The following is a 10,647-nucleotide window of genomic DNA, read 5'->3' on the forward strand; positions in this document are numbered from 1 at the left end:
CGCGCTACGATCTCGGAAGCGGAAGGTTTCTTCTCGGCCAAAACGCGAGGAGGCGGCCGTAGAACGATAACTCTACTCGGCGGCGCCCGACCCTACGGTCATTCGGTCGTCTGGGTGCAGCGTGCTCACCACCCGCTGACGGGTTGCGGCGAGGTGCGCGCGCATGGCGGCTTCCGCGCCGCTTCCATCGCGCGCCTTAATGGCTGCGACGACCTTGCGGTGCTCCTCGATGCCACTTTCCCGGTGTCCAGGGCGAGCGGCAACCTGCCGGAGCGCTAGGGCCATCCGCCCCTCCAGCGAGACGAGAAGGCGGTAAATCTCGGCATTGTCGCAGGCCGCGGCGATCGCACTGTGGAAGGCGGCGTTCGTGCGGAAGTATTTATCCTCGTCACCCGCCGCCACAGCCTCGGCCTGCTCGGCAAGGATGGCATCCAGCCGCTCGCCGAGATCGGCGGGGCCTCGCTCTGCCGCGAGCCGCGTCGCGAAGCCTTCCAGGGGGCCGCGCGCCTCGTGGATGGCATCCGTCTCCTTGAGGCCAAGCTCGGTCACGACGACGCCGCGACGTCGGCTCTCCACGGCTAGCCCCTCTGCGGTCAGGGCGAGCACGGCCTCTCGCACGGGGGAGCGGGAGATGCCCATGCGAAGGGCGAGAGCCGGAACAGAGAGTTTCTGGCCCGGCCGCAGATCACCTGAGAGGATCGCCTGCCGCAGGGCGGCCACTGTCTCGTCCACCACCCGCGCGGGACCGATGGTTGGAAGGGGGTCGTCCGTGGTCTTGGCGCGATTCGTCATCTTTCCGATTTCGGGCAGGCAGAGGCGCCCGGCAAGTCGGGCTATCCGTCAGGCCGGATACCAGCGGCCCGCAGCACCTCGCCCCAGCGCGCCTGCTCGGCTTCCAGGAAGTTTGCAATGGCCGAGGGCGCCGCGTCGTCCATGGGCGTGTTGCCCAGGGCTTTCAGCCGCGTGCGGAAGGTCGGGTCGGCCTTCGCCTGCCGCACGGCCTCGTTCAGCCGCGCGACCACCGGCTCAGAGGTGCGTGCGGGGGCAAGCAGCACATTCCAGGAGGCCATGGTGTAGTCGGCCAGACCTGGGAAGCCGCTCTCGGCGACGGTCGGGATCTCCGAGGCCTGGGACAGTCGTTGTGCGGAGGTGACGGCCAGGCCCTTGAGGGTACCGCCCCGCGCTTGGCCGAGGCCTGTGGTAGCCGTATCTCCGACCAGGGCGATGGTCCCAGCCATCAGGTCGTTCGTGGCAGGCGCTACCCCGCGGTAGGGGACGTGGTTCATGGAGAGGCCTGCCGAGGAGAGGAGCTTGGCCACGGCCAGGTGGGCCGCTGTGCCGTTCCCGGCGCTGCCGTAGTCGTAGCGGCCCGGGTGGTCGCGAACGAGGGCCAGGAAAGCCCGCAGGTCGCTCACCGGCAGGTTCGGCGCGCCGAGCAGCACCACCGGGCTCTCGGCCAGCAACCCGACGGGCGCGAAATCCTTCAGCGGGTCGAAGGGCAGGCGGGCGAAGAAGGCCGGGTTGGTCGCCTGGCTGATGTTGTTGAACAGCAGCGTGTAGCCGTCCGGCGCCGCCTTCGCGACGGCATCGCTGCCGACCGTGCTGCCCGCGCCGGAGCGGTTCTCGACCGGCATCGGCTGGCCGAGGATGGCCGAGAGGCGCTCGGCGAAGGTGCGCGCCAGGGTGTCGGATGGGCCGCCCGGCGCGAAGGGCACCACGAGGCGGATGGCCCGGTTGGGGTAGGCGGCCTGGGCCTGTGCCGCGGCGGGCAGGATCATCGGGGCGGCCAGTATGGCACGGCGGCTCAGGATCATGGGGAGGGCTCCGGGAAGGCGGCGACGGCGTCGATCTCGACGAGGGAGGCGTGATGCAGGCCGGGGCAGGTCAGGATGGTTCGTGCGGGGCGATGGGGGCCGAAAAACGCGGCGCAGGCAGCGTTCACCGGCGCCCAGTGGGCGACGTCGGTGACGTAGACGCCGAGGCGCGCGACGTGGTGGCCTTCCAACCCTGCCGTCGCCAGCACCCGGTCCAGGCGGCGCAGCACGGCGGCAGCCTGGGCGCCTGCACCCAGCAGCCGGTCTTCGGGCTCCTCCGGCCGGACGCCTAGCAAGCCCGAGATGAACAGCAGCCCGCTCGCGCGCACCGCGTGGGCGTAGTGCCCGGCGGGCGGCGGTAGGTCAGGCGCAGTGACGACCTGCACGCTCACCACCCGTCGCAGCGCGCCCAGCGTGCCGTCGGCACGCCGTCGCCCATGTGCACGTCGTAGCCGCCATGACCGCCAGCGGCAGTCAGGCAGGCGTGGTTGGGCAGCACGCGCACCCGTGCGCCTAGCGGCAGCCGCTCGAACCAGCCGGGATCTGGCACGGGCACGGTGCCGTGCTCCTGGTGCAGAACCGCGATCGAGAGCGGCAGGCGCTCGCCCGTGGCGGCGTCCGCCAGGATCCCGAAGCGGGCCTCGGGCATAAAGGCATTGGCACCAATGTCTTTGCTCATCGCGAGCGCCCCGGCATCCAGCACCAGCGCCCCCGCCATGCCCGGGAAGGTCCTTTGGTGCCCGATAACCGCCGCCTCGACTGAGAGGGCAAGGTCGTCCCAACTGCACATGCCGCGGGAAAGCTGGGCCAGGTCCCAGAAGAGCGATACGCCCGCCCGAACCTCCGTCACGCCCTCCAGGTGGCGGGCGAAGAGCAGGGTGGGAGTGGAGCCGACTGAGACGACAGGACACCGATGGCCACGCTCGCGGAGACGCTCCGCCGCGTGCACGGCCGCATCGCGCTCGACCTCCGCGAGGTCCGCAAGACGCGCCGGATCGTCCGTGCCGTAGGAGTGCCCGGCATGGGTCAGGACGCCCTGCAGGCGAAGATTAGGGTGCCGTTCCGCCTCCCCGGCCGCGGCGAGGAGGACGGTGCCGTCAGGGTCCGTGCCCGAACGGTGCTCGCCGCAATCTACCTCCAGCAGGAGGTCCACCGGCTGTGCGGCCGCCTCCCCCAGCATTCGCACCATAGTCGGGTCGTCCGCGACGACGGCGACCCGCGCCCCTCGATCCTGGAGCGCCGCCACACGGTGCAGCCGGTCCGTCGTGATCGCGGTGGCAAGGACGAAGTCAGCGAAGCCCCCCTCGATCAGGAACTCTGCCTCGCGCAGGGTGGAGACGGTGACCGGCCCCATTTGTCCCTCATGGGCGACGCGCGCCACCTCGATGCACTTGGCGGTCTTGAGGTGCGGCCGGAACGTGACACCAAGAGCCGCGCAGCGCGCGCGCAGCCGAGCGGCGTTGCGCTCCAGCCGCTCGCGGTCGAGCAGAAGACGAGGCGTCGCGGTCACGCCAAGCCCTCCAGCGCCGCGTCCAGGGTCCGCGCCTCCTGCAGCGGGGCGGGGCCGGGCCGCGCGGGCAAGCCGACGCGGTTGTGCCAGACCACCGCCATCCCGACACCAGCCGCGCCGGGCACGTCGGCGCTGCTGCCCGCGACGAAGAGCGCGTCCTGTGGCTCCACCCCGAGGGCGGCGAGGACAGCGCGGTAGGGCTCAGGCCGCGGCTTGTAGAACCCAGCCTCTTCGGAGGTGACGATAGCATCGAAAGGCACGCCGCAACGGGCCGCGGCGCGGCGACCGAGCTCGACAGAGCAGTTCGTGGCGACGCCCAGCAGCATGCCGCGCGCTTTGAGATCCCGAAGCACAGCCGGGACTTCGGGCCAGGGCTGCAGCCCGTCCCACCCGGCATGGAGCGCGGCGGGAGCGGAGGGCGGCAGGCCAGCGTCGTGCGCCGCCTCGGCCACCAACACCTCATAGGGCCGATAAGCACCGCAGCCGTAAGTCAGCTCCAGGTAGCGGGCACGCCAACGGCGCCCGTCTTCCTCGGTTCCGGCGGCGGCGTCCCAGACAGACCAGCTGTCCAGGAGCGCAGTGAGGAGGTCAAAAACAACGGCTTTGGGCTGAGTCATACATCCTATCTACATTTTACATGTAGAATTGCAAGCTGCACAAGTGGGCTGGACTGAGCAAGCACCAGAGGCATCGCCGTTAACCATGGAACTCCGTGCCAAAGCCGATCGGTTTAGCGTGGAGTTCCACGACGTTGTGCTAAGCGCTTGGCAGCGCCTGGAGACGAGGTTGAGGCCGCCAGCAGGAATTTGGGGGAAGGCAGTATGGGCAAGCCAATGCCGGAACCGGGAGCCCGACCGCTTCTCTAGCGACGCCCGTCTTGGTCCCTCTACAGCGGTGGGAGGTTTTCGTTTGGGCCGGGTGGCCCGGCAACCAACCCCTCCGCTATCATCGGTGGTATGTGCAACCTCTACACAGCCCGCACCAACCAGCGCGCCATCCAGGACGCAACCCGCTACACGCGGGATCTCGCGGGTAATCTCCAGACGTTACCGGGCATCTATCCGGATTATGCAGCGCCGATCGTCCGTACTGCTGCGGACGGCGTGTACGAGTTGGCGATGGCGCGCTGGGGCATGCCGTCCCCTGCTTTCGCGCTACAGGGCAAGAAATCCGACCCCGGCGTGACGAACGTCCGCAACACCGCCTCGCCACACTGGCGCCGCTGGCTCTCCCGCGAGCATCGCTGCGTCGTGCCATTCACGGCCTTCAGCGAGCCGGACAAGGTAGAGGGGAAGTCCGTTCCGGCCTGGTTCGCGCTGGGTAAGGGCGAGGAGAGGCCGCTCGCCTTCTTCGCCGGGATCTGGGTGCCGCAGTGGACGTCGGTGCGGAAGGTAAAGGAGGGCGAGGTGACGGCCGACCTCTACGCTTTCCTCACCACCGAGCCGAACGCCGAGGTCGGCCCGATCCATCCAAAAGCGATGCCGGTGATTTTGACCGAGGCCGACGAGTTGGAGGCCTGGATGACGGCGCCCTGGGCAGTGGCCAAGGAGTTGCAGCGTCCGTTGCCGGATGGGCTGCTGCGGGTCGTGGGACACGGGAGGAGCGACCAGCCGGACGAGGAGACCTTGCCCGGCGGCGACGTGCGCCCGAGCCAAGGCAGCCTGCTCTAACTAACAGCACCGCGACCATCCCGCGCGTGATGTTTGGCACACCCGAGGCTCCGAGTGCAGGTATCCGCAGGCATGTCGGGCAAACTCGCGCAGGTTGTCGCGGCGAGCGAACTTAATGCGACTGGCCAAGTGAAGTTCCGCCGCAGGCGGATGTCGCGCAGGGCCTCCGGGGAAGTTCTCCTACCTTCTTTCCTACCCCTTCTGGATCTTTCTCGCATTCGCCCGCACACGACGGCGGGCGGATGCCATGGCGGCTTTCGCGATAGCTTCGGGCCTTGCCCCGCTTAGGGCGGCAGTGCTGGCCTTCATCGCGCCTTCGGCGAAAGCCTTTTGCTTTTCGGCCCCCAGGACGGCCAAACGTGCGCTAGCCCTAGCGGGGTCGGCCCAGAGTTGGACGCTGTGCATCGCGAAGACCCAACCAGCCTCCGCGAACCAAGCATAGGCGGCGAAGTGGTTGGGGATCTTCTTGCGGGCCATGCCATGCAGGTGGGCACGGTCGCGCTCGTAAACGAGGGCACCTCGTTGCCTGTCCTACCCCGCTATCGCGTGGCTGTGCTGGATTCCAAACCTTCTTGCCGCGGAGTGGTGGGTGAGGCGTGCTGCGCCCGCCGTGGCACCCTGAGCAGCGGGGCAGAATTCTAGCCGACCGGGCTGGACTGAATGATTACGCAGTACCGACGGCGAGCGTGCCGACCGAGGTGCGGGCGCCTAGCCGCGGCCAAGGCCTATAAGAGGAACCTTATTAGCAAAACCTCGATAAGGGGGAGGACGCGCGCCAAGGTTGTGGCGCGCGGCAGCCAGGAGCGTCGGCGTCAGCCCCGCCGCACATTCCAGAAGGCGGGCGCCGACGCGGTTACGATGCCAGTGAGGCTGGTCCGATGCGCCATGTTCGGCAGCATCTGCCCGAGCGGCACCACCGGCACCGTCTCGAACGCGCTCCGCTGAACGGCGTCCAACAGCCTCTGCCGCTCGTCCGCGTCCGTGCTCTGCAGCCAATCCACGGACAGCTTCTCCAGTTCGGGGCTGTCGTGCCAGCCGAACCACCCGGTAGCGCCTTGCCCGCGGATGTAGAGGTTCTCCGCAGGATTGGTGACGGACGACCCTGGCCAAGTCGTGTGGAAGATGCTCCAGCCGCCCTTCTCGACGGGCTCCTTGGATGTCCGCCGCTGCACCACGGTGCCCCAGTCCATCGTCTGCTGCTCGACGTTCATGTTGAGCTTGCGAAGCAGGTCCGCCGTGATGTCCCCGAGCGGGCCGACGATGGGGTGGTCGGAAGCGTGCAGCAGAACGACCCTCTCCCCTTTGTAGCCTGCCGCGGCAACGGCCGCACGCGCCTTGCCGAGGTCGGGTGGCTGCCGCATCGCTTCCGTGCCCAGCTCGTTCACGCCGGGCAGGCCGCAGGGGAACATCGCGCGGCAGAGGCGGAAGCTCTCCGCGTCGCCGCCTGTTACGGCCTGGAGGTAGTCGTCCTGATTGACGGCGGAGAGGATAGCGCGGCGGAGCACCACGTTGTTGAAAGGCGCTGTGGCGTGGTTGAAGCGCATGCCGAGGATCAGGCCGAGTGGATTCAGGGGCCGGACATTGATCTGGCGATTCCGCTTCACCACCGGCACGAGGTCGCCCTGGACCGTCTCCAGCCAATCCACCTCGCCCGCCTGCAACGCGGCGCTGGCGGTCGCGGCGTCGGGCATGATGTGCCACTCGACGCGCTCGAAGTGCGCCCGCTTGCCTCCAGCACTCCAGGAGGCGGCCTCATCGCGCGGCTTGTAGGCGTCGAAACGCGTGTAGATCACGCGGCTGCCCGCGACGTACTCATCCCGCTGAAAGCGGAAGGGGCCGGAGCCGACCATCTCAGTCACCGGGATCATCGCGTCCGTCTGCGCGATCCGCTCCGGCATGATGAAGGCGGGCGAGGAATGCGGCTTACCGATGGCGCGGAGCAGTTGCGGAAACGGCCGCTTCAGCCGGATGCGTAGCGTGCGGTCGTCCGGCGCCTCCCAGGCTTCGACCGCCGCGGCGAGCGCCTGGCCGAAGCTGTCCCGCTTGCTCCAGCGCTGCAGGCTGGCGACGCAGTCGCGCGCCCGGACCGGCTCGCCGTCGTGGAAGAGCAGGCCCTCCCGCAGCCGGATCTCCCAGCTCAGGCCGTCATCGCTGCTGCGCGCACCCTCTGCCATCTGCGGCTGTGGTTGGAGCTGCTCATCCACGCCGTAGAGCGTGTCGAACACCGCGTAGCCATGCATGGTGGTGACGGCCGCGGTGGTGACGATGGGGTCGAGGACGATGAGCCCCGTCTCCGGCACGAAGCGGAGGACGCGGGCCGAGGCGGGTTGGGCAAGCGCGGGGTGGGCGAGCATCGCTGCACCTGCGGCGGCCAGAAGGCCACGACGATCAATCATCAGGTCACCTGCTTCGCTGGAGGGGGTGAGGTGGCGTAATCGACCGGCTCGCCAAGCCATCCTTCGGCTCGGCGCGACCAGTAAGCTTCGTGCAGGCGCCGCGTGTAGGCGCCCGGTCCGTTCTGGATGGCGACGTCGTCCACTCGAGTCACCGGCAGCACGCCGCCCGCCGTGGTAGTCAGGAACACCTCTTGGGCGCCTCGTAGTGCGTCGAGCGAGACCTCAGTTTGGTCGACCGCGATACCGAGATCGGCGCAGAGTTCCAGCACCGTGCGGCGCGTCATGCCGTCCAGCATGCCCTGCCGCGGTGTCAGCAGCCGGTCGCCCTGGCGAACGAAGATGTTGAAGCCCGGCCCCTCGGTGATGTTGCCGTCGGTATCGCAGAGCACCACCGTCTCGGCACCGGCGTCGTAGGCCTCCATCAGGCCCATCTCGAAGTCGAGCCAGTGGTAGTGCTTCACCATCGGGTCCACCGAGGCAGGCGGCACGCGCAGGCGGCGGCTGACATGCAGGTGCAGTCCGCGCTCCTGCACCTCCGGCGGCGCAATCCAGACGTAAGGAATGCAGAAGGCTTGGAAGCGGTTGGTGCAAAGCCGGAGGTCACGGCTGCCGATAGGAGGTCTGCCGCGCGTCATGATGATCTGCACGTAAGCGTCACGAAACCCAGCGGCCGCGATCAGCGCGTGGACGGCCTGACGGATCTCCTCACGCGGCAACGGCGAGGTCATGCGCAGGCGCCCTAGCGACCGCTCGAAGCGGGTCAGGTGGTCGTCCAGTCGAAAGAGGACGCCATCGCGGGCAGAGATCGTCTCCTGGCACGCGTCCGAGCGCAGGAACCCCCAGTCGAGCAAGGGCAAGGTGGCCTCTGCGACGGGAACAATGGCGCCGTCGACCCAGGCCGTGCCGTCGGCGAAGCGTGGATCAGCCGGGGCGTACGACGCCATCTCCCGGCGTGGCGGCCAGGACAGGAGGGGCTTGTTCACTGGCGGTGTTCTCCGAGATACCTAGGCTGAGGCAGGTCGTCGCAGGGCCAGAAGGGTCGCTGCTTCACCCGCCAGTCGATGCTCTCAAGGCTCGGCGTGGTGGGACCGGCGCCCGAGATCATTAGCCAGTCCGTCTCCTCATCGAGCATCGTCCGGAAGTTCATCGGATTCTTCAGAGCGATGATGCGGCAGGACCCGATGTCGATACCGACGGCTCGGTACTGCTCGTCGGCGTACTCGTAAGTGGCAAAGGTCGGCACGACGATCCGCAGTTGGCCCACCCGCAGCACTGCGGTATTCCCCATGTTGCCAGGCGTGCCCGCGCTGATGCCACCGCCGTACACGAAATGACCATCGTGCAGGCTCTCCACCACCGCCTCGACTTCGACGGGCGGATGAAAGCGGGGGTCTAGCTTGGAACCCAGCTCGGTGCGGAGTGTCGCTCCGATCCCGGACGCCTTCGCCGCGGCAGCCGCAGGCGGGTCGACCACCAGCACGGCGGCCGGGACGTGCGTCGCGTGCCGCAGCAGGGCAGCGAGCACAGCCGGAGCATCGCCTGGTGCCCCGCCACCGACGCAGTCCGGCGCATCTGAGATCAACACGCGCCGCGCCGAGTGGCCCAGGGCGCGCAGCACCGCCTCGTCCGGCGCGAGCAGGGGGATCTCGAACTCGCGGCGGCGGTCCCACATCTCGCGCACTATCGCATCGGCCACCTGCTCGGCGCCTGCGGCATCGTCGTTAGTAATGGCCAGCCCGGCGATCCCCAGGTCCGGGATGTCGAGCCAGGGCTGGACCGGGAAGTAGCTGGCCGAGAGAACCCGGCGTTCCTGCTCCGCCTTTCGAGCCGAGACCCGCAGCTGAGCCATGGGCATGTCGCCGTTGGTGGCGCCCCCGGCGACCGGGAGGAGGGCGTCCAGCCTCTTCAGCCGCATCGTCGGCCGCACCTTTCCCAAAAGGGTTTCCACGAGGAGCTGCGCGGCGCGGACGCCGGTGCTGTGGGCGTCGACGTGCGGGTAGGTCTCGTAGCCGACCAGGATGGTGGCGGCCTCCACCATGCGTGGCGTGACATGCGCGTGCAGGTCGAGGCTGGCGGCAATCGGCACGTCAGGGCCGAGCGCCTCGCGCAGGCGCCAGAGGATCTCGCCCTCCGGGTCGTCCTCGCCCTCGGAGATCATGGCACCGTGCAGGGCCAGGAACACGCCGTCGAGCGGCGTCAGGGCGGCGATGCCCGTGATGATGCGATCCCGGGTTTCTCGGTAGAAAGTGCCTTCCACCCTGCCACCGGAGCCACCATGCGCCACGAGAACGGGATGGACTGTGAAGCCCGCCACCTGGAGGGTTTCAATGCCACCCGTGACCGCCAGGTCACGCCCCTCAGTGGCGGGTATCACCCCGGCGCCTTCAGCCAGCACCTTGCGGGCGAAGTCTTCTCGCCGGTGGAGTTGGTCGGAGAGGGTATTACCCTCGAACTCGAAGCTTGCGACCGCAACCTTCATGGTGCGCTTCTCCATAGCGGTGGTATGTTTCCCCTGTTTTCGATGAACCGCAAGATTTTTCGATATCGAAAATCGAGGAATTGGCACGATGGCTAAGTCAGTGGAGCGCAAACAAACCGCTCCGGCGCACCTCGCTCCCGAGGAGGTCCGGCGTCCCGGTGCGGCGGTTGTACTGGGCCAGCCGGAAGTAGGGCGGAAACTGGGTGACGGTCGCAGGGCCAAGCAGTGGACCCTCGCACACCTCTCCGAGAAAAGCGGCGTGGCAGTCGGCACCCTGTCCAAGGTCGAGAACGGGAAGAGTGGCGCCTCTTTCGACACCGTATCCCGGGTAGCCCGTGCCTTGGGCCTGCGGATTGACGACCTTCTCAGCCCTACCAGCCCACGCTTCGCCACGGGGCGACGTGTGATCTCGAAGCGCGGCGAAGGCGTGCGCTTCGGCTTCAACAGCTACGACTACTTGGTGCCCTGCAACGAGCTGACCCGGAAGGCGATGGTTCCGCTGCTCATGACCATCTGCACCCGTGAGGTCCTACCACCAGAGAGTTGGGCCAGCCACGAGGGCGAGGAGTACATTTACGTCATCTCGGGCAGCATCGAACTCCACACCGAGTACTACGAACCCACGCGTCTCGATGAGGGCGACAGCGTCTACATTGACAGCACCATGCGTCACGCCTTCGCGAGTGTCGGCGAGGCGGACGCGCGCATCCTCTCAGTGTGCCTGGCCGACTCGCTGCCTCGGTTGTTCGCGGATACACCGGTGGGCCTCTAAGCGCCC

General features: G+C 68.1%; 10 protein-coding genes. 2 read left to right on the forward strand and 8 right to left on the reverse strand.

The genetic code is table 11. The features are described 5' to 3' along the window. Positions 1-72: 72 nt before the first annotated feature. The 5 genes from BO39_RS11780 to BO39_RS11800 are packed head-to-tail and all read right to left on the reverse strand — an operon-like array spanning position 73 to position 3,941. Positions 73-792 (reverse strand): GntR family transcriptional regulator, encoded by a 720-nt coding sequence (locus tag BO39_RS11780; RefSeq protein ID WP_052401974.1) that lies wholly within the window; start codon positions 790-792, stop codon positions 73-75. A gap of 41 nt (positions 793-833) precedes the next feature. Beyond that, positions 834-1,814, reverse strand: coding sequence for a Bug family tripartite tricarboxylate transporter substrate binding protein (locus tag BO39_RS11785; protein WP_052401975.1), 981 nt, complete (start codon positions 1,812-1,814; stop codon positions 834-836). Further along, entirely contained in the window at positions 1,811-2,200 is a 390-nt protein-coding gene (locus BO39_RS33595; protein WP_043833452.1) for a RidA family protein, read from the reverse strand. Before BO39_RS33595 ends, BO39_RS11785 begins: the two co-directional genes overlap by 4 nt. Positions 2,201-2,202: 2 nt before the next feature. After that, positions 2,203-3,324 (reverse strand): alanine racemase, encoded by a 1,122-nt coding sequence (locus BO39_RS11795; protein ID WP_043833252.1) that lies wholly within the window; start codon positions 3,322-3,324, stop codon positions 2,203-2,205. Then, on the reverse strand, positions 3,321-3,941 hold the full coding sequence (locus BO39_RS11800) for an HAD family hydrolase (protein ID WP_043833254.1): 621 nt from the start codon (positions 3,939-3,941) through the stop codon (positions 3,321-3,323). Before BO39_RS11800 ends, BO39_RS11795 begins: the two co-directional genes overlap by 4 nt. Before the next feature lie 339 nt (positions 3,942-4,280). Here BO39_RS11800 and BO39_RS11805 point away from each other — a divergent pair, with 339 nt between their 5' ends. Next, complete coding sequence (locus BO39_RS11805) at positions 4,281-4,994, forward strand: SOS response-associated peptidase (protein WP_043833256.1); 714 nt, start codon at positions 4,281-4,283, stop codon at positions 4,992-4,994. A gap of 812 nt (positions 4,995-5,806) precedes the next feature. Here BO39_RS11805 and BO39_RS11810 read toward each other — a convergent pair. From BO39_RS11810 to BO39_RS11820, 3 genes are read right to left on the reverse strand one after another with little or no spacing between them, the layout of a single operon-like run. Continuing rightward, positions 5,807-7,390, reverse strand: a complete 1,584-nt coding sequence (locus tag BO39_RS11810; RefSeq protein WP_043833258.1) for an ABC transporter substrate-binding protein — start codon at positions 7,388-7,390, stop codon at positions 5,807-5,809. Next, positions 7,390-8,334, reverse strand: coding sequence for an aminotransferase class IV (locus tag BO39_RS11815; RefSeq protein WP_043833454.1), 945 nt, complete (start codon positions 8,332-8,334; stop codon positions 7,390-7,392). Before BO39_RS11815 ends, BO39_RS11810 begins: the two co-directional genes overlap by 1 nt. 35 nt (positions 8,335-8,369) lie before the next feature. Beyond that, on the reverse strand, positions 8,370-9,869 hold the full coding sequence (locus tag BO39_RS11820) for a M81 family metallopeptidase (protein WP_169742753.1): 1,500 nt from the start codon (positions 9,867-9,869) through the stop codon (positions 8,370-8,372). 88 nt (positions 9,870-9,957) lie between these two features. Here BO39_RS11820 and BO39_RS11825 point away from each other — a divergent pair, with 88 nt between their 5' ends. After that, a complete protein-coding gene (locus BO39_RS11825; RefSeq protein WP_052401978.1) occupies positions 9,958-10,641 on the forward strand; it encodes a helix-turn-helix domain-containing protein in 684 nt (227 codons plus the stop codon). Positions 10,642-10,647 lie beyond the last annotated feature (6 nt).

The sequence above is a fragment of the Roseomonas aerilata DSM 19363 genome, from assembly GCF_000711725.1.
Taxonomy (GTDB): domain Bacteria; phylum Pseudomonadota; class Alphaproteobacteria; order Acetobacterales; family Acetobacteraceae; genus Roseomonas; species Roseomonas aerilata.

Coding starts and splice junctions, on each gene's coding strand:
- BO39_RS11780 (WP_052401974.1), bottom strand. CDS start 792: ATGACGAATCGCGCCAAGACCACGGACGACCCCCTTCCAACCATCGGT.
- BO39_RS11785 (WP_052401975.1), bottom strand. CDS start 1,814: ATGATCCTGAGCCGCCGTGCCATACTGGCCGCCCCGATGATCCTGCCC.
- BO39_RS11800 (WP_043833254.1), bottom strand. CDS start 3,941: ATGACTCAGCCCAAAGCCGTTGTTTTTGACCTCCTCACTGCGCTCCTG.
- BO39_RS11805 (WP_043833256.1), top strand. CDS start 4,281: ATGTGCAACCTCTACACAGCCCGCACCAACCAGCGCGCCATCCAGGAC.
- BO39_RS11810 (WP_043833258.1), bottom strand. CDS start 7,390: ATGATTGATCGTCGTGGCCTTCTGGCCGCCGCAGGTGCAGCGATGCTC.
- BO39_RS11815 (WP_043833454.1), bottom strand. CDS start 8,334: ATGGCGTCGTACGCCCCGGCTGATCCACGCTTCGCCGACGGCACGGCC.
- BO39_RS11820 (WP_169742753.1), bottom strand. CDS start 9,869: ATGAAGGTTGCGGTCGCAAGCTTCGAGTTCGAGGGTAATACCCTCTCC.
- BO39_RS11825 (WP_052401978.1), top strand. CDS start 9,958: ATGGCTAAGTCAGTGGAGCGCAAACAAACCGCTCCGGCGCACCTCGCT.